Source organism: Micromonospora sp. WMMD714 (assembly GCF_029581315.1).
Taxonomy (GTDB): domain Bacteria; phylum Actinomycetota; class Actinomycetes; order Mycobacteriales; family Micromonosporaceae; genus Micromonospora; species Micromonospora rifamycinica.
The window spans coordinates 3,235,590-3,252,673 of the sequence record NZ_CP120744.1 but is presented as its reverse complement, the minus strand read 5'-3'; the positions used below and the strand labels follow the sequence as shown (position 1 = coordinate 3,252,673).

The 17,084-nt window shown below is 70.9% G+C and carries 19 protein-coding genes; 6 read left to right on the top strand and 13 right to left on the bottom strand.

Annotated features, from left to right (window positions below):
* Positions 1-903, bottom strand: a complete 903-nt coding sequence (locus O7625_RS14485) for an oxidoreductase (protein WP_282346493.1) — start codon at positions 901-903, stop codon at positions 1-3.
* A gap of 67 nt (positions 904-970) precedes the next feature.
* Here O7625_RS14485 and O7625_RS14480 point away from each other — a divergent pair, with 67 nt between their 5' ends.
* On the top strand, positions 971-1,555 hold the full coding sequence (locus tag O7625_RS14480; RefSeq protein ID WP_282346491.1) for a TetR/AcrR family transcriptional regulator: 585 nt from the start codon (positions 971-973) through the stop codon (positions 1,553-1,555).
* Between the two features lie 102 nt (positions 1,556-1,657).
* On the opposite strand, the gene O7625_RS14475 is transcribed toward O7625_RS14480, so the two are convergent.
* Positions 1,658-1,873 carry a hypothetical protein gene (locus O7625_RS14475; RefSeq protein ID WP_282346489.1) on the bottom strand — a complete coding sequence of 72 codons (216 nt, stop codon included), beginning with the start codon at positions 1,871-1,873 and terminating at the stop codon, positions 1,658-1,660.
* Positions 1,874-2,116: 243 nt separating this feature from the next.
* Here O7625_RS14475 and O7625_RS14470 point away from each other — a divergent pair, with 243 nt between their 5' ends.
* Positions 2,117-5,821, top strand: coding sequence for a CHAT domain-containing protein (locus tag O7625_RS14470; RefSeq protein WP_282346488.1), 3,705 nt, complete (start codon positions 2,117-2,119; stop codon positions 5,819-5,821).
* A 197-nt stretch (positions 5,822-6,018) separates the two neighbouring features.
* Here O7625_RS14470 and O7625_RS14465 read toward each other — a convergent pair whose 3' ends face one another.
* From O7625_RS14465 to O7625_RS14450, 4 genes are read right to left on the bottom strand one after another with little or no spacing between them, the layout of a single operon-like run.
* Entirely contained in the window at positions 6,019-6,210 is a 192-nt protein-coding gene (locus O7625_RS14465; RefSeq protein WP_282346487.1) for a DUF397 domain-containing protein, read from the bottom strand.
* Positions 6,203-6,400 (bottom strand): DUF397 domain-containing protein, encoded by a 198-nt coding sequence (locus tag O7625_RS14460; RefSeq protein WP_282346486.1) that lies wholly within the window; start codon positions 6,398-6,400, stop codon positions 6,203-6,205. Before O7625_RS14460 ends, O7625_RS14465 begins: the two co-directional genes overlap by 8 nt.
* Complete coding sequence (locus tag O7625_RS14455) at positions 6,393-6,590, bottom strand: DUF397 domain-containing protein (RefSeq protein WP_282346485.1); 198 nt, start codon at positions 6,588-6,590, stop codon at positions 6,393-6,395. Before O7625_RS14455 ends, O7625_RS14460 begins: the two co-directional genes overlap by 8 nt.
* Positions 6,583-7,455, bottom strand: coding sequence for a helix-turn-helix transcriptional regulator (locus O7625_RS14450; protein WP_282346484.1), 873 nt, complete (start codon positions 7,453-7,455; stop codon positions 6,583-6,585). The genes O7625_RS14455 and O7625_RS14450 overlap by 8 nt, the downstream gene beginning before the upstream one ends.
* A 416-nt stretch (positions 7,456-7,871) precedes the next feature.
* On the opposite strand from O7625_RS14450, the gene O7625_RS14445 reads away from it, so the two are divergent.
* Together O7625_RS14445 and O7625_RS14440 are read left to right on the top strand one after the other, a co-directional pair.
* Complete coding sequence (locus O7625_RS14445; RefSeq protein ID WP_282346483.1) at positions 7,872-8,150, top strand: hypothetical protein; 279 nt, start codon at positions 7,872-7,874, stop codon at positions 8,148-8,150.
* Positions 8,147-8,434 carry a hypothetical protein gene (locus O7625_RS14440; protein ID WP_282346481.1) on the top strand — a complete coding sequence of 96 codons (288 nt, stop codon included), beginning with the start codon at positions 8,147-8,149 and terminating at the stop codon, positions 8,432-8,434. Before O7625_RS14445 ends, O7625_RS14440 begins: the two co-directional genes overlap by 4 nt.
* A 73-nt stretch (positions 8,435-8,507) precedes the next feature.
* Here the strand turns inward: O7625_RS14440 and O7625_RS14435 are convergent, their stop codons facing one another.
* The 3 genes from O7625_RS14435 to O7625_RS14425 form a co-directional block, all read right to left on the bottom strand.
* Entirely contained in the window at positions 8,508-9,509 is a 1,002-nt protein-coding gene (locus tag O7625_RS14435) for a hypothetical protein (protein WP_282346479.1), read from the bottom strand.
* A 332-nt stretch (positions 9,510-9,841) separates the two neighbouring features.
* Positions 9,842-10,936 carry a D-alanine--D-alanine ligase family protein gene (locus O7625_RS14430; RefSeq protein ID WP_282346478.1) on the bottom strand — a complete coding sequence of 365 codons (1,095 nt, stop codon included), beginning with the start codon at positions 10,934-10,936 and terminating at the stop codon, positions 9,842-9,844.
* A gap of 150 nt (positions 10,937-11,086) precedes the next feature.
* The gene (locus O7625_RS14425; protein WP_282346946.1) at positions 11,087-11,320 is read right to left on the bottom strand and encodes a hypothetical protein; all 234 of its coding nucleotides are present in this window, start codon (positions 11,318-11,320) and stop codon (positions 11,087-11,089) included.
* A gap of 256 nt (positions 11,321-11,576) precedes the next feature.
* Here O7625_RS14425 and O7625_RS14420 point away from each other — a divergent pair, with 256 nt between their 5' ends.
* Both O7625_RS14420 and O7625_RS14415 read left to right on the top strand, forming a co-directional pair.
* The gene (locus O7625_RS14420) at positions 11,577-12,422 is read left to right on the top strand and encodes a helix-turn-helix transcriptional regulator (protein WP_282346476.1); all 846 of its coding nucleotides are present in this window, start codon (positions 11,577-11,579) and stop codon (positions 12,420-12,422) included.
* 7 nt (positions 12,423-12,429) lie between these two features.
* Positions 12,430-12,630, top strand: a complete 201-nt coding sequence (locus O7625_RS14415; protein ID WP_067311634.1) for a DUF397 domain-containing protein — start codon at positions 12,430-12,432, stop codon at positions 12,628-12,630.
* 75 nt (positions 12,631-12,705) lie between these two features.
* On the opposite strand, the gene O7625_RS14410 is transcribed toward O7625_RS14415, so the two are convergent.
* From O7625_RS14410 to O7625_RS14395, 4 genes are all read right to left on the bottom strand, one after another.
* Entirely contained in the window at positions 12,706-13,758 is a 1,053-nt protein-coding gene (locus tag O7625_RS14410) for an ROK family protein (RefSeq protein ID WP_282346473.1), read from the bottom strand.
* A gap of 132 nt (positions 13,759-13,890) precedes the next feature.
* Complete coding sequence (locus O7625_RS14405; protein ID WP_282346471.1) at positions 13,891-14,679, bottom strand: putative protein N(5)-glutamine methyltransferase; 789 nt, start codon at positions 14,677-14,679, stop codon at positions 13,891-13,893.
* A 163-nt stretch (positions 14,680-14,842) separates the two neighbouring features.
* Positions 14,843-15,994 carry a cystathionine gamma-lyase gene (locus O7625_RS14400; RefSeq protein WP_282346469.1) on the bottom strand — a complete coding sequence of 384 codons (1,152 nt, stop codon included), beginning with the start codon at positions 15,992-15,994 and terminating at the stop codon, positions 14,843-14,845.
* Positions 15,991-16,998: an NAD(P)H-dependent glycerol-3-phosphate dehydrogenase gene (locus O7625_RS14395; protein WP_067311644.1), complete on the bottom strand. Its 1,008-nt coding sequence runs from the start codon at positions 16,996-16,998 to the stop codon at positions 15,991-15,993. The genes O7625_RS14400 and O7625_RS14395 overlap by 4 nt, the downstream gene beginning before the upstream one ends.
* Between the last annotated feature and the right edge of the window lie 86 nt (positions 16,999-17,084).

Here is a 17,084-nt window from a genome sequence, read left to right as displayed (position 1 = left end):
CTACCGGGTGGGCTGGGCGGCCAGCGGGAAGGTGACCCCGGTCAGCTCCTCGGAGACCGTCCACAGTCGACGGGCGACGGCCGCGTCGCGGGCGGCCTTCGACCGGCCGACGAGCTTCGGCGCACCGCGCCCCTCGAAGAGACCGCCCGGCCCGGCGTAGCTGCCGCCCGGGACGTCGGCCACCGCCGCGTAGAGGGTGGGCAGCGCGCCGTCCGCCTCGCTCTGCGCGAAGCGGTGGAGGAGGCTCATCTGGAGCCGGTTCCACAGGGAGCGCTCCTGGTCGAGGTGCCCGAGCAGGTTGGTGGAGGCCAGGCCGGGGTGGGCGGCGGTCGCCCGCACCGGCGAGCCGACCTCGGTGAGGCGGCGCTGCAACTCGGCGGTGAACAGCAGGTTCGCCAGCTTGGACTGGGCGTACGCGGGGAACGCCCGGTAGGGCCGGCGCTCCCAGTTGGGATCGGCGAAGTCGATCTTCCCGCCCCGGTGCGCGCCGGAGGCGACGGTCACCACCCTCCCCCGCACCTGCGGCAGCAGCAGGTTGGTGAGCGCGAAGTGGCCGAGGTGGTTGGTGCCGAACTGGAGTTCGAACCCGTCGGCGGTGCGGCCGAGCGGCGGGATCATCAGCCCGGCGTTGTTGATCAGCAGGTCGATCGGCCCGGTGCAGTCCTGCGCGAACGCGCGCACCGAGGCGAGGTCGGCCAGGTCGAGCCGCCGCACCTCGACGTCGCCGTTCATGGTGGCGGCGGCGGCAGCGCCCTTGGCGAGGTCACGGACGGCGAGCACGACGTGGGCGCCCCGGGCGGCGAGCACCTGGGCGGCGATCCGGCCGATGCCGCTGTTCGCGCCGGTGACGACGACGGTACGGCCGGTCATGTCGGGAACCTGGGCGGTCGTGAATGTTGTCATGGCCAACAATGTATACGGCGACAACAATGTTGGCAACGGCGACATTTTTTCGACTACGATGACCGGTGTGCCCACGTACCACCACGGAAACCTGCGCTCGACGCTGCTCGCGGCGGCCGAGAACAGCCTGCGCCAGCACGGCGTGGGCCAGCTATCGCTGCGCGAACTCGCCCGGGAGGTCGGCGTCAGCCACGCCGCGCCACGCCGGCACTTCGCCGACCGGCAGGCGCTGCTGGACGCCCTCGCCGAGGCCGGGTTCGCCCGGCTGCACGCCGAACTGCACGCGGCGCTCGCCGCCGCCGGCCCGGACTTCGGGCCGCGCCTGCACGCCATGGCCACGGCCTACCTGCGGTTCGCCACCGAGGACGCCGCGCTGCTGGAGCTGATGTTCGCCGGCAAGCACCGCGAGGGGGCCGACCATCTCGTTGCCGCCGCTGCCGCGCCGCTCGGCCTGATGCACGACCTGATCGTCGAGGGGCAGGAGCAGGGGGTGCTGGAGGCCGGCCCACCGGACCGCCCCGGGATCGTGCTCTTCGCCACGCTGCAGGGCATCGCCACCCTGGTCAACGGCAACCTGGTCGCACCGGAGCTGCTCGACGGGATCACCCGGGACGCCGTCGACCAGTTCCTCCGGGGTTCCCGCCCCCGCTGACCGCACGGCCCCCGGCCGCCCCGACGGGCACCCGGGGGCCGCCGCGTCAGAGACCCGCCACCACCGGGACGACCCGCCGCCCGGCACAGCGTCGCACGGCCGTCACCGCACGGACGCCACCGCTCCCGACCGACCGGCCCGGCCGGACCGCCTGATCAGCAACGCGCCACCGACGACGAAGCCGACACCGAGCACCATCCCGACGACGTTGCCCTGGGTCAGCCCGACCAACAGGCCCAACACCCCCACGACAACCGCCAGTACGCCGAGAGTCCGCACCAGGTAACCACCGACCGCCCTGCCCTGTTCGTTCGCCATGACCTCCCTGCTTCCCCACCCGGACGTTCCACAAACGACGGACCGTCCGCGCCGCCGACTGTCGGCTTCTCGACTTTCGTTGTGCCTGCTCCCCCGCTGGGTAATGTGGCGATCAATCCCCTCCCCCGACGCCGGTCGACGCGTCGACGGCACGGCTCGTCCGGTCGGTGCCACCACCCGCCTTGTGGGTCGGATCACCCGACGGCGGCGGGACGGAGCGGGTGTCGGCACGGGGAGGTTCGTGTGACAACTGGTCTGGTGCTCGACGACAGCGGTTTCGAGATCCTGGTCGCCGGCGAGCGGGTCGGGCCACGCCGGCCGCTGACCGCCGAGGACGCCACCCTGCTGGGCGACCTGGCCAGCCGGTACGCGCAGGCCGTCCAGGCCGGCGCCGACGACGACGTGCTGACCGGGCTGGGCCGGGCGCTGTACGGCTGGCTGGACGGCGAGCAGGGACAGGTGACCGACCTGCTGCGCCGGGCACCGACCCCGCTGACCTTCGAGGTGCAGGGGCCGCGTACGCCGTCCGATCGACAGTGGACGGTGCTGCGGGCACCGTTCGAGCTGCTGGCCCGCCCCGACGGCGGGTTCCTCGCGGCGGACGCCCTGCTGCGCTTCGGTGTCGTCCGACGGTTGGGGGCACCCGGGGTCCGGCCGGCTCTCGACGCGTACCGGCTGGGGTTGGGGTTCATGGCGGCGGCCCCGCGCGGGCAGCACGAACTCGACTTCGAGGCCGAGGAGGCGGCGATCCTGCGGGCGGTGGGCGAGGCCCGGATCGACCTGATGGTCGAGGACACCGGCGACCCGGCGCAGTTGGCGCACCGGCTGGCCGACCTGGACGGCCTGCCCGTGCTGCACCTGTCCTGCCACGGGCTGAACACCTGGCGGCCCCAGCCGGACCGGCCGGGCGTGCCGGCGCTGATGCTGGAGGACGAGCTGGGCGACGCGCGCCCCACCACCGCCACCGAGCTGGTCGGGCTGCTGACCACGATGCCCCGACTGGTGTTCGTCTCGGCCTGCCTCACCGCGACCGCCGCCGACGCCACCGGCCAGCTTCCCCCCGGACCGGGCCGGCGGGGCGGACCGGACACGCCGGCAGCCGGCGCTGAGCTGGTGGCGCACTCGCTGGCCACCGCCCTGGTGTCGGCGGGGGTGCCGGCGGTGCTCGGCTGGGACGGCTCGGTCGGGGACCGGTCGGCCACCGTCTTCGCCGAGACGCTCTACGGGCGGCTGGGTGACCGGGCCGATCTCGCGGTGGCCGTCGGCGACGCCCGCCGGGCGCTGCTGGAGTCGACGAAGCCCCTGCTGCGGGCCGACTGGCACCTGGCCCGGCTGTGGCTGGGGCCGGCCGGGGGTGGGCCGGTGGTGGCGGGCACCCGGCGGCGGTCGCTGGTGTCCGCCGTACGCGGGACCAAGAAGTTCCTGGACCGCAAGCAGCACGTGCCGGTGGCGAAGGCGGACATGTTCGTCGGCCGGCGGCCGGAGTTGCAGCAGTCGTTGCGGGCGTTGCGGGCCGGCGACCGGGCCGGGGTGCTGCTGCACGGGCAGGGCCGGCTGGGCAAGTCGAGCCTGGCCGCCCGGATCGTGGACCGCTTCCCGGACCGGGCCGTCGGGGTGGTCTACGGCGACTACGGCGCGCTGGCGGTGCTGGACGCGGTCGCCGACGCGGTACGCGCCAACCCGCAGGCCCGGGACCTGATCGCCCGGCGGCTGCCGGAGGTGCGCGCCCGGCCCGAGGCGCTGGAGACGGTGCTGATCGACCTGCTGACCGGCCCGTGCGCCCAGGCCGGCGACGGTCAGAGCCCGCTGCTGCTGATCATCGACGACCTGGAGCAGATCCTCCAGCCCGATCCGGCAGGGCCGCACCGGGTAGTGGCCGAGTCCGCGCCGGTGCTGGCGGCGGTGCTGCGGGCGTTCGACCCCGCCGAGACCGACAGCCGCCTGGTGCTCACCAGCCGCTTCCTGTTCACCCTCGGCGGGCTGGAATCCCGGCTCGCCCCGGTGCAATTACGCCCGCTGTCCGAGGTGGCCCAGGGCAAGCTGCACTGGCGTCAGCAGGCGCTCGTCCCACCCGACCGGCAGGCCGAGCGGGCCGCACTGGCCCGGCGGGCACTGCGGGTGAGCCGGGGCAACCCCGGCCTCCAGGATCTCGTCGTGCTGCGGCTGGTCTACAGCGCAGAGGTACCGCCGGAGCGGTCCGAGGTGGCGGTCGCCGACATGGAGGCGTACCTGCGGCAGGGTGACCTGCCCCCGGACGCCGACGTGCGGGCGTTCCTGGAGAACCTGGCCCTGGACGAGCTGCTGGCGCAGGCCGGGCCACCACACGTCGCCCTGCTGCGGGCGGTCACCCTCTTTGATCTGCCGGTGCCGGTGCCGGTGGTCGACGCGCTGGCCGGCGAGGTCGGCGGGTCGACGGAACGGCTGCGCGGGCTCGGCCTGCTGGACACCTTCCCCGACCGGCACGACCCGCGACGTCAGGCGGTCGCCGTCAACGCGCTCGCCGCCGGCCGGCTCGTCCCGCTCACCGAGGAGGAACGCGCCGAACTGGCGGCGGTGGCGGTGGAACCGCTCTTCGCCGCCTGGGGCGGCCCCACACCTAGCCCACGACAAGATTTGGCCCTGGACCTGCAACTTACCCGCCTGGCCCTGACCGCCGGAACATCTCCTGCCGTCGTCGTGGCGTGCGGGACCGGAGCAGTAGTCGAGCTACATGGTGGCCATGCCGAAAGTGCCTTCAGGCTCGGAAAAGAAGCGATAGTTCTCCTCGATCGACATCGCGCCGCCATCCCTACCCACCTGCTTCGTAAGGTTGCCGGTGCTGCGGTGACCAGCGGTGACGGCGACGCCGCGGCGGAACTGTTTGACCGGGCTCTTCGGCAAACGCAGGATAACAATCAGCCCGAAGCCCACCCGCTCGAACAGGCCCGGGTCATCGCCGAACAGGCAACCTTCCTGATTAACCGCGGTGAACTCGACAGGGCTGAACAACTTTTGCGGCATGCGCAACGCCTCTTCAGTGAGGCAGGGTCAGAGCAGGAAGCCACCGTTTGCCACGGCAAAATCGCCCTCCTCCTCTATCGACGCGGCCATTTCGACGAAGCACTCCACATCCGACGCAACATCGAACTACCCGTCTACGAACGCCTCGGCGAAGCCAGAGAAACCGCCATCTGCTACAGCAGCATCGCCGACATCCTTCAAGAGCGCGGCAATTACGACGAAGCACTCTACATCCGACGCAACATCGAACTACCCGTCTACCAACGCCTCGGCGAAGCCAGAGAAACCGCCATGTGTCATGGCGACATCGCCGAAATCCTTTACCGACGCGGCCATTTCGACGAAGCACTTCACATCCGACGCAACATCGAACTACCCGTCTACGAACGCCTCGGCGAAGCCAGAGAAACCGCCATTTGCCAAGGCAACATCGCCGATATCCTCCAAACACTTGGCGAATATGACGAAGCACTTCATATACGACGAGACATCGAAATACCCGTCTACCAACGCCTCGGGGACGCCCGAATGACCGCACTCGCCCAAGGCAAAATCGCCGACATCCTTCAAGTTCGCGGCGACTACGACGGGGCAAGAAAGCTACACCTCAAGCGGCTAAAAATTCATGAACACCAGGGCGATATCGACGCCATCGCCTCGGCGAGGTGGGGGCTGGCACAGATCGACCTGGCCCGACAGAACTATCGATCCGCCGAAGAACACCTAGCCGAATCTTTTCGAATCCTGCGCCACCTCCAGCGCCCTGACGGAACAGCGGTAGTAGGGCTAAGATTCGGCCAACTACTGGCAGCACTAGGAAAGCAAGAAGAGGCTCGACAAGTGCTCGAGATCAGCCTTCTCGCCGCGAAGAAGATTAGCGCAACGGGACTGCAAGAACGGATCAGCGAAGCACTGACAAGCCTCTCCCGCAAGAGCAGCCCGAGATAGCTCGTAGCGTCGAGATGCCGCGTTCGCTAGCTACGGCATTCCCGAGCGAATCGACGGGAAACCGGGAAACATCTCTTCATTGCCTTTCGGAACGACGTCATCCTCGAAAAGAAATACCCATCCTGGCAGGCAATTTCCGTCAAGTATCCTTCCGCCGAGAAGAGAAGGCGGAGTGGCACTTAGTCTTTTGACGGCTGTCAGTCGGGTTGACGGACGGCCGAGAGGAAGTTTGCCCAGGATTGCGCGGAAAACACTAGAATCGGACCGGCCACATCCTTGCTGTCCCGAACTCCTACGCCGCCGGGCAGGCTGCCGGCGACCTCCACGCAGTTACCCTCGGCACTGCTGCGACTGCTCTTGCGCCAGACGACCTCGTCGAAATCAGCCATGATCCTTCTCCTTGAACTCACAAAGAAAATTCCGCCAGGACTGCGCGGAGAACACCAGCACCGGACCGGCGACGTTCTTGCTGTCCCGGACCCCCACCCCGGCAGACTGGCCGTCCGCGATCTCGAAGCAGTTCCCCTGAGCGCTGCTGCGGCTGCTCTTACGCCAGACGGCCTCGTCGAAATCAGCCATGATCCTTCTCCTTGATCTCCTGAAGGAAGTTCCGCCAGGACTGCGCGGGAAACACCAGCACCGGACCGGCGACGTCCTTGCTGTCCCGAACTCCCACCGCAGCAGACAGGTTGTCCGCGACCTCCACACAGTTTCCCTGGTCACTGCTGCGGCTGCTCTTGCGCCAGGTCGGCCAGTTGAGTTCAGTCACGGCACTCCTCCTTGATCTTCTGCATCAGCCTGCATGACTCCTCCTCGCCCAGTGCCTGGACATTGAGCGTGTTCCACACGTGGGCGTAAGCCTTGACCTCTTCGATGCGATCCAGGTAGAGCGCTCCGGACAGCCCCTCGCTGTAGACCGTCGTCGGCTCGGCGGACCGGGCACCCTTGGTGGGAAAGTCCAGGATGACGAAGCTGCCGGCGATCGCTGAGCGACTCAGCCCAGAGACGAGGGGAACAATCCTGACCGTGATGTTGGGAGCTTGCCCAGCCTTGATCAGCCTGTCTATCTGCCCAGCCATACAGGGCACCCGTTTACGCAGTGCGGCTTCCTCGATGATCGCCTCGAACTCGGGAGCTGTCGGCCGCTTCCTGGTGAGTAGGCGTTGCCGCTCCTGTCGGAGTTCAACGAGTTTCACCACGTCCTCGTCGGCGATACCGGGTCTGGTGCGGGCCACCTCGGCGACATATTCCGGGGTCTGGAGGAGGCCCGGGACCAGGGCGTGTTCGTAGGTGCGGATGCGGCTGGCCGCCACCTCCAGGCCGACGTACAACTGGAACCAGCGCGGGATGACCTCGCCGTAGGCGTGATACCAGCCCTTGCTCTTCGACTCCTTGGCCAGGCTGACCAGGACTTCGGTCAGCTCGGACGGGGTGCCGTAGAGGCGGCACATCTGGTCGACGTCCAGTGCGCGCAAGGGCGTCTGCCCGGCCTCTATTCGGTACATCTTGGCGCGTGACCACTCCAGGTCGGACGCGGCGGCCTCCAGGCCGAAACCGGCGACTTCCCGGGCCTGTCGTAGCAGTCGGCCGAGTTCCCGCCTCGGCACGGTCGAGCCGATCTCCGTCACGGACACCATCCTTCCTGTCTCACCACGACACGTCACCAGACATGCCGTGCGACAGTTTTCGCTTCGCCGCCCGCAAGGTGCGCCATCCGGGCGAATGTCTCATCGGGAGCATTGCACGAGTCGTCGCTGTTCTCGGATCGTGGCTGGCAGAACGCCTGTCGACGAGCAGCGGAGGTGGCGCATGGCCCGATGGAAGTGGTTCCAACGCAAAGATCATCCATTCGATGTTGTCGGTCATCCGTCCCTTGCCGGACAGGCCCGCCCTACCGATCCACCGGCCAGAGTAGACGGATCAGCCGCACCCGGCCGACCGCAATCTGTATTGGTGCGTAATAGCGGTATCGGCGCGCCGGTATACCGCAACATCGGCCCAAGTGAGTCGATCTTTACGCGGGACCGGCCGGGCGGGCGGGGATGCGGCCGTGTTTGAGGGGCGGCCCGAACCGCCGTTCCGCGTCCTGATGGCCGGCTACGTGGTCGACTTCCATCACCGCGACGCCTGCCCCCGCTGCCTGCCCGACGGCTCCTGCCGCCGCCTCGCCGCAGCCGCCGAAACCCTCCGCGTCTGGCGCGACCGCCCCGACCGGCAACCCCGCGAACCCGCCACCCGCGAACAGGACGGAACGACCGACCGACCCGCACAGACCAACCAGCACGCCCGGACCGACCGACCCGCACAGATCCAGCGGGGTACGCCGTGAAGCCCGGCGATCTGCTGCTGATCACCCGGGCGGCCAGCGTGCAGTTCATCCGTCCGATCCGGTGCCGGCTGATCCGGATCGACGACCGGCCGACGTACGACGGGTGGGTCTGGCTCGACGTCTACCAGCTCGACGCCCGGGACCGGGCGGTGGCCCGGCGGAGCATCTTCGTGCAGCGCGCCGGGATACGGCCGGGCGAGCCGGCACGTCAATCTCCGCAGCGCGCCACCGTCCGCCCGCGCGCCTGCACGACGGGACACAACCGCATTCCGCCCGGGTCCTGACCATCACCCGGAGCACCCGTTAACGGCACGACAGTGCCCTGGCCGGTGGCCAGGGCACTGTCGGGGGAGGGAATTACGCGGGAGAGCCGGCTTCCGCGAAGTCGTAGAGGCTCTTGATGTCGTCGTCGTAGTACGGGCCGTCGAATTGCCCGTTACCCGGGTTGTCACCGTGGCTGACGGTGCTGTTGATGTATCCGGCACCGATCGTGTCGTTGTATTCCTGCAACCAGGGACCGCCGCTGGATCCGTAGGTCATGTTGCAGTACATCCGGATCTGCTGGCCGCCCGCGTCCCAGGTGGTGCTCTGGCAGTACTGCTGGCTCTCACCGCCGCCGAGGTTGGACGGGTAGCCGAGGGCGGTGACCGAGACGGAGTAGCCCCAGTTCCAGCGCAGCCCGTTGCCGCCGACGGTGTCGACGACCTTGGCGTTGTAGATGCCGCCGTTGGACATCACCGCGATGCCCATGTCCTCGGCGTAGCTCGACGAGCTGGCCCACGCGCCCCGGGTGGAGAGACTGTAGGCCACGAAGGTGCCGAACGGCCGGACACCGTTGCGGTACCGGGGGACGAACTGCCAGTTGCTGTACCACCCACCGCCGGCGCCCTGGTGGACGCAGTGGCCGGCGGTCACCACCAGCCGCCGCTTGGTGCTGGCGACGGTGCTGGCCGAGCAGGAGGCGGTGCCGCCGCCGGGCACGGTGAAGTAGACCTTGCCGACGGTTACCGCCTCGTTCAGCATCGTCCGGGGGCCGCTGGCGATGCTCGGGGCCACCGGCGCGACGGTGCCGGCCGGGCCGGTGGGCCTCGGCGCACGGCTCGACGACGTGGCGGACCGTGCCGACTTCGGGAAGTCCAGGTCGACGGCGGACGCCATGCGTTCCGGCGTCCAGAAATCCATGACCTCCTTGGCGATCTTCTCGTTGGTGATCGCCCGGCCGTCCAGGGTACGGGCGATAGCGGTGATGTTTCCTTTCTGGTCGACCGTGGTGGAATTCGCCTCGGCTGCCGGCGCACCGGTCAGGATCAGAGTGAATGCGGCTCCGGCACTCACCGACCAACGCAGAACGGATTTCAAGAGGACCTCCTATGCCCCTTGCACCTATCCGGACTCGGGCAGCATATTGAGGGTCAACTATTGATCACAATGCTGGTCATTGAGTGCCAGAAATCTGTGTCACTCCGTAACATTCGGCATGTCCACTGCCAATTTTATTGGCCCTGGGATATGCGGTGGATTGTTTCCTCCCCCGGCGGGACGGGCCGGCGGGACGGGCCGGCGGCACGGCGACGGCATCCGGGGGCGACGGACCCGGACCGGAGGTGGGCAACGGCGTTCGACCGGCGTCGGGAGCACATCCCGACGCCGGTCGAAGGAAGCAGCGGAGCCGGCCACCGCCGGCGCACCGGTCAGTGCCGGTGCAGGGCCGTCCGGATCAGCCGGTTGACCAGCTTGGGGTACTCCAGGCCGCTGGCCGCCCACATCCGGGGGAACATCGACGTCGGGGTGAACCCGGGCATCGTGTTGATCTCGTTGAGGTAGACGTCCAGGTCGGGGGTGACGAAGAAGTCGACCCGGGCCAGGCCGGCGCAGTCCAGCGCGGTGAACGCGCGGGTGGCGTACTCCTGGACCTGGCGGGTCACCCGGTCGGGCAGGCCGGCGGGGACGTCGTACTCGCAGACCTCGTCGGCGAAGAGGTACTTGGCCTCGAAGTCGTACCACTCGCGGTCGCCGACCATCCGCACCTCGGCCAGCACGGACGCCTCGGGCGCCCCGCCGGCCTCGCCCTCCAGCACGCCGCACTCGATCTCCCGGCCGACGATGGCGGCCTCGACCAGCACCTTGGTGTCGATCTCGCGGGCGGTGGCGACGGCGGCGTCGAGCTGCGCCCAGTCGTCGACCCGGGTGATGCCGAACGACGAGCCGGCCCGGGACGGCTTGACGAACACCGGCAGCCCCAGCCGCTGCTTGTCGGTCTCGCTCAGGGTCATCCCGTTGCGCAGCACCGCGTACGGGCCGACCGGGATGCCCTCGACGGCGCAGAGCTTCTTGGTGAACTCCTTGTCCATCGCGGCGGCGGAGGCGAAGACGTTCGCGCCGACGTACGGGATGTCGGCCATCTCCAGCATGCCCTGGATGGTGCCGTCCTCGCCGTACGCGCCGTGCAGCACCGGGAAGACCACGTCCACGTCGGCGAGCGCGCGGGTGCCCTCGGCCGGGTCGAGCACCAGCAGGCCACCGGCGGCCGGGTCGGCGTGGAGCACCACCTCGACCCCGGCTCCGGCGGTGATCTCCGGCAGCTTGCGCGCCCGGATCGCCAGCTCGGCCGGTTCCCCGCTGGTCAGCACCCACCGGCCCTGCCGGGTGATGCCGACCGGCACCACGTCGTACTCGTCGGGGTCGAGCGCGCCGAGCACGCTGCCGGCGCTGACGCAGGAGATGCCGTGCTCGGGGCTGCGTCCGCCGAAGACGATCGCCACGCGGGTCTTGCCTGGGGTGGTCACTCGGGTCACCTCTCGGTACGCGACTGCGGAGCCGTCAGTTGCGCTCTCCCGACTGACCTTACTGTGGGTGGTGACGCGCCGATGGTGATACCCGGGAGGACGTGATCGTCCCTCGCAAACGGTCATCCACCCCGATACGGTACGTGACCGTCAGCCCTGTCCGGGCGGGATGACGCGGCGTCGCCGACCGACGGCGATCACCTTGACCCGCTGCCGTCCGGCCCGGACCATGCCGAGCGCCATGAACGCCCCGGCGATCCGGTCGGCGGCCTCCCTGCTGTTGGCGCCGACCACCTGCCGACGCCGCTCGGGGCGGGACCGTTCGTCGCGTTGCGCGGTCTCCGCCGGCCGTACGTCGCTGAGCACCACCAGGAACCGGGTCATCGCCGTCATCAGGCCCCTCACAGTCCACAGTCCTTTCCCGACGATGGATGGCGGCGGCGGCACGTGACGATCGGGAACGGGGGAGTAAACCCGATCGCCACGCGCCTCATCCCCTCCGGTCACTCACCACCGCCGTCGTCACGACAACCGTTGGTGAGGACGCCATCACAGAGTGACAGGTGGACAGGCATGAATGCAACTCTCATCGAGGTTTCTCTCATGCACGCGTTCCCAGGGCGTGTGTCACCATCGATGTATGGCACCGAAGACCGCCCGGGCTCGCCGCCTGGGCATCGCCCTGCGTACCCACCGGGAAGCCGCCGGCCTCACCCTGGAGGCCGCCGCCGACGAGATCAACAGCACCCGCAGCACCCTCAGCCGCTACGAGAACGCGCAGACACTGGTCAGCCCGGCCACCGTCCGCGCGCTGCTCAGCCTCTACGGGGTCCGACCGGAGGACATCGCCGCGGCGGTCCAGCTCGCCAAGGACACCCGCAAACCCGGCTGGTGGGTGCCCTACTCACACCTGCTGGACAAACGCACCATCGACTTCATCGCGCTGGAGGCCGAGGCCACCGGGATCGCCAACTTCGAACCCTCGATCGTGCCGGGTCTGCTCCAGACCGCCGACTACATCCGGGGCGTGATGCGGGGCGGCCCGCACACCCTCACCGACGACCAGGTCGAGCAGCGGGTCAAGCTCCGCCTGGACCGGCAGCAGCGGATCACCGCCGCCGAGCCACCGATCTTCGACGCGATCATCGACGAGGGCGCGCTGCTGCGCCCGGTCGGCGACCAGACGGTGATGGCCGCGCAGCTCAGCCACCTGCTCAAGACGTCGGAGCTGCCGAACGTCACCGTCCAGGTGATCCCGCTCTCCGCCGGCTACCACCGGGGCACCCGGGGCTCGCTGCACATCCTGGAGTTCGCCGACCCCGAGGACCCGCAGATCGCCTCGGTGGAGACGGTCGCCGGCCAGATGGTCCTGGACCGACCGGGCGACCTGCGAACCTGCACCAAGATCATGGAGCATCTGCGCACCGTGGCGCTGAGCCCCGCGGACAGCCGCGACCGGCTGCTGCAACTGATGAAGGGACGGTAGTAGACCGATGACACCGACGATCAGCGCGGCCCTGTCCAGGGCCGCCTGGCGCAAGAGCAGCCGCAGCGGGGACGAGGGTGCCTGCGTCGAGCTGGCCCCGCTGCCCGGACAGGTCGCGATCCGCGACTCCAAGGACCCGACCGGCCCGGTACTGCTCTTCCCACCCGCCGCCTGGGCCGCCTTCGCCGCTGACCCGCCGAGTCGCTGACCGACCCCGTCGCTGACCCGCCCCGCGCCCGCCCCCGCACCGCGTCGATGCGCTGCGGGGGCGGGCGCGTGCGGATCAGCCGACCGTGCCGGCGGGTGGGGGCGCGATGGGGCGTACCGTCTCGGCCGCGGCGATGGCCACCCCGCGCGCCCCGGCCATGTCCCGGTCCGGGACCAGGGCGAACACGGCCGACGCGGCCTGCTCCGCCCGGAGCACGGTGTGCGCGCGGACGGTGTCGACGAACCAGTCCCGGAACTCCGCCGTCGCCTCCACCACCCCGCCACCGACGAAGTACGCGTGCGGGTCGGTGAAGTTCGCCGCGACGGTGAACAACCGGCCGAGCGCCACCGCCTGCTGGGTGAAGACCTCCCGGGCCAGCGGATCACCGCGCTCGGCGTACCCCCGGAGCAGCTTCGCGGCCCGCGCGGACGGCTCCCGGGTCAGCGGGTGCCCCGGATACCGCGACAGCCAGTACGGCAGCAGGTTGCGCCCGATCGCGGTCAGCGAGGCGACGCTCTCCGCGTCCCCGACGAACCCGCAGGCGCACCGCGGTTCCGGCTGGTCGGGGGCGAGCAGCCCGGCCAGCGGGAGGTGCACGTGGCCGAGTTCGCCGGCCATCCCGGCCGCCCCGGTGACCACCCGGCCGTCGACCACCACCCCGCCGCCGAGACCGGTGCCGACGATGGCCGACACCGACGACCGGGTGGCCGCGTCGGCTCCGAAGTGGACGTGGTGGGCGTAGAGCGCGGCGGCGTTGCCGTCGTTGTGGTAGACCACCGGCAGGCCGAGCCGCCGCTCCAGCGCACCCCGCACGTCGAAGCCGTGCCAGTCCGGCTGCGCGAAGTTCGTCGACCCCCGGGACGAGATGACCCCGGTGGCGCTGGCCGGGCCGGGGGTGTCCAACCCGACCGCCCGCACCAGCTCGCGGCGCACCCCGGCGTGCGCCAGCACCCCGTCGAACGCGCGGGCCAGCGCCTCCACCGCCGCCTGCGGGCCGGCGGTCACCTCGCTGGGGATCTCCACCAACCCGTCCACCAGGAACCGGCCATCCAGGCTGAGCACTGTCGCGTTGTTGCTGGTGCCACCGTTGTCCAGCCCGACCACCACCGGGCCGTCCGCGTCGCCCATCCGCCACCTCCGCCGCGCCTGCTGCGAGGTTAGTTCCCGTTTCCGCCGCCCGTCACGCCCCCCGACGCAGGCGGCGCACCCCGACCGGACCGGGGTGCGCCCACTGCACGCGGCGGCCCGGCCCGGGTCCGGTCAGTCCGGGCGACGGGCCAGCACGCCGGTGGCGTCCCACTCCTCGGCGTGCAGCACCGTCGGCAGCAGGCCCAGCCCGGTCATCGCCGTACACAGCGCTTCGGCCTGCCTGTCGCTGACCTCCACCACCAGGTGCCCCCCGGGCCGCAGCCAGTCGACCGCCCCGGCGGCCACCCGCCGCAGCACGGCCAGCCCGTCGGCACCGCCGTCCAACGCCACCGCCGCCTCGTGCAACCGGGCCTCCGCCGGCATCAGCGCCACCGCCGGGGTCGGCACGTACGGGGCGTTGGCCACCACCACGTCCAGCCGGCCCCGCCGGTCGGGCGGCAGCGGGTCGAACAGGTCACCCTGCACCACGGTGGCGTCCCGGCCCGCCAGGTTACGGCGGGCGCAGGCGACGGCGGCCGGGTCCACGTCGACGGCGGCGAGCCAGCGCGGGGCGAGCCGGTCGGCCAGCGCGACACTGATCGCACCCGACCCGCAGCACAGGTCGACCACCGCCGGTGCCGGGCCGGCGACCGACACCGCGGCCTCCACCAGCAGCCCGGTCCGCGCCCGGGGGACGAACACCCCCGGGTCGACGGCGATCCGTCGACCGCAGAACTCGGCCCAGCCGAGCAGGTGTTCCAGGGGTTCGCCGGCCACCCGCCGGTCGGTGAGGGCGGCCAGTTCGCGCGGCGAGCCGGCGGCGGCGGTGAGCAGTTCGGCCTCGTCCTCGGCGTAGACACAGCCGGCGGCGCGCAGCCGGGCGACGAGAGCGGTGTGGTCGTGGGGGTACGGAGCTGCCATGGTGCTGCCTCTTTCGGGAACGTACCTCGACGCTCCCACCGTCGCGACCGCGGCGACGGATCTGCCGTTACCGCGGCGACGGGGACTCGACGGGGAGCGCCGGTCCTGTCGTGTGGGGGATCGGACTCACCTCCTCGGGTCGGGGCCGCCCGTGCGGCCGGCATCACGATAGCGGATCGGAAACCCCCGCGGCGTCCAGTGCGGCCGCCACGTCGGCGACCAGGTCGGCGGTGTCCTCCACCCCGCAGGAGAGCCGGACGAAACCCGGGGCGGTGTCGTCGCCCCACTGCGCCCGCCGGTCCGCGCTGGTGTGCAGGCCACCGAACGAGGTCGCCGCGGTGACCAGTCGGGACGCGGCGACGAACCGGGCCACCCGGTCGGCGTCCCCCAGGTCGAACGAGAGCACCCCGGGCATCCGACGGAGCTGCCGCGACGCCACCGGGTACGCCGGGTCCTCCGGCCGCCCCGGCCAGCGCAACCCGGTCACCCCGACCCGGCCGGCGAGCAGTTCCACCAGCGCCGCCGCGTTGGCGGACTGCCGGGCCAGCCGCAGGTCCAGGGTGGCCAGCGAGCGGTGGGCCAGCCAGGCGTCGAACGCCCCGGGCACCGCGCCGGTGGTGGTCCGCCACCCCGTCACCGTCTCCAGCAGCTCCGCCGACCGGGACGCCACGTAGCCGAGCAGCAGGTCGGAGTGGCCGGTCAGCGCCTTGGTGCCGGAGGCGACCACCAGGTCCGCGCCGAGGTCCAGCGGGCGCTGCCCGAGCGGGGTGGCGGTGGTGTTGTCCACCGCCACCAGCGCACCGGCCGCGTGCGCCGCGTCGGCCAGCACGGCGATGTCGGCCACGTCCAGGCCCGGGTTCGCCGGGGTCTCCAGCAGCACCAGGCGTACGCCGTCGAACGACGGGTACGGCCCGGCGGTGGGCGCGAAGACCACCTTGACCCCGATCCCGGCGAGGGTGGCGGTGGCGAACGCCCGGACCGGGAAGTAGCCGTCGGCGGGGAGCAGCACGGTGTCGCCGGGCCGCAGCACGGCCAGCAGCAGCCCGGTGATGGCCGCCTGGCCGGAGGCGAAGACCCGGCAGTCGCCCCCTTCCAGCTCACCGATGGCGGCCTCCAGCAGCCGCCGGGTCGGATTGTCCGGGCGGCCGTAGCCGTTCGGCGTCGCGCCCGGCCCCTGCCACGGGTCGAGGTGGTAGGGCGCGGCGAACACCGGGCCGGGCAGGAACGGCTGTCCGGGCTCCGGCGCGGGCAGCCCGGCGTGCACGCACCGGGTGCCGTCGTGCCAGTGCCCGGTTTGCGGGACGGGGCGGCTCATTCGTACGACTCCGGCTTGGCGGTCCGGCTCATCAGGGTGTCCACCGCGAGCCTCGGGTCCATTCCCTCGTGGCAGATCCGTTCGATCTGCTCGGTGATCGGCATCTCCACCCCGTGTGCGCGGGCCAGGTCCCGGATGGCCAGGCAGCTCTTGACGCCCTCGGCGGTCTGCCGGGTGGCCGCCTGCGCCTGTTCCAGCGTCTCCCCCCGGCCCAGGTGCTCGCCGAAGGTGCGGTTGCGGGCCAGCGGCGACGAGCAGGAGGCCACCAGGTCCCCCATGCCGGCCAGCCCGGCGAAGGTGATCGGGTCGGCGCCGAGCGCCACCCCCAGCCGGGCGGTCTCGGCCAGCCCCCGGGTCATCAGCATGGCCCGGGTGTTGTCGCCGAAGCCCATCGCGGTGGCGATCCCGTACGACAGGGCGATCACGTTCTTGACGGCCCCGCCCAGCTCGCAGCCGATCACGTCGTCGTTGGTGTACGGCCGGAAGTACGGGGTGCGGATCGACTGCTGCACCAGTTCGGTACGGCGGGCGTCGGTGCCGGCGACCACCGTCGCCGCCGGCTGCTCGACGGCGATCTCGGGGGCCAGGTTGGGGCCGGAGACCACCACCACCCGGTCCGGGGTGACCCGGGCGGTCTCCACGATCACCTCGCTCATCCGTCGGGTGGTGCCCAGCTCGATCCCCTTCATCAGGGAGACGAGGGTGGCGTCCGGGGCGAGGTGCCCGGCCCACTCGGCGAGGTTGCCGCGCAGCGTCTGCGACGGCACCGACAGCACCACCAGCTCCGCGCCGGAGATCGCCTTGGCCGGGTCGCCGGTCGCGGTGACCCGCTCGGGCAGGCGGAGCTCCGGCAGGTAGTCGGGGTTGCGCCGGTGGTCGCGGATCGCCTCGGCGACCTGCTCCCGCCGGGCCAGGATGGTCACCTCCCGACCGGCGTCGGCGAGGATCTTGGCGAACGCCGTCCCCCAGGATCCGGCCCCCAGCACCGCCACGTGCCCACTCACGCCGTCGCCTCCCCACCGTCGGCGACGCGACCCGGCGTCGCGGGCCGACCGATCCGACCGCTCATGCCCCTGCCGTCCCTGCGTCG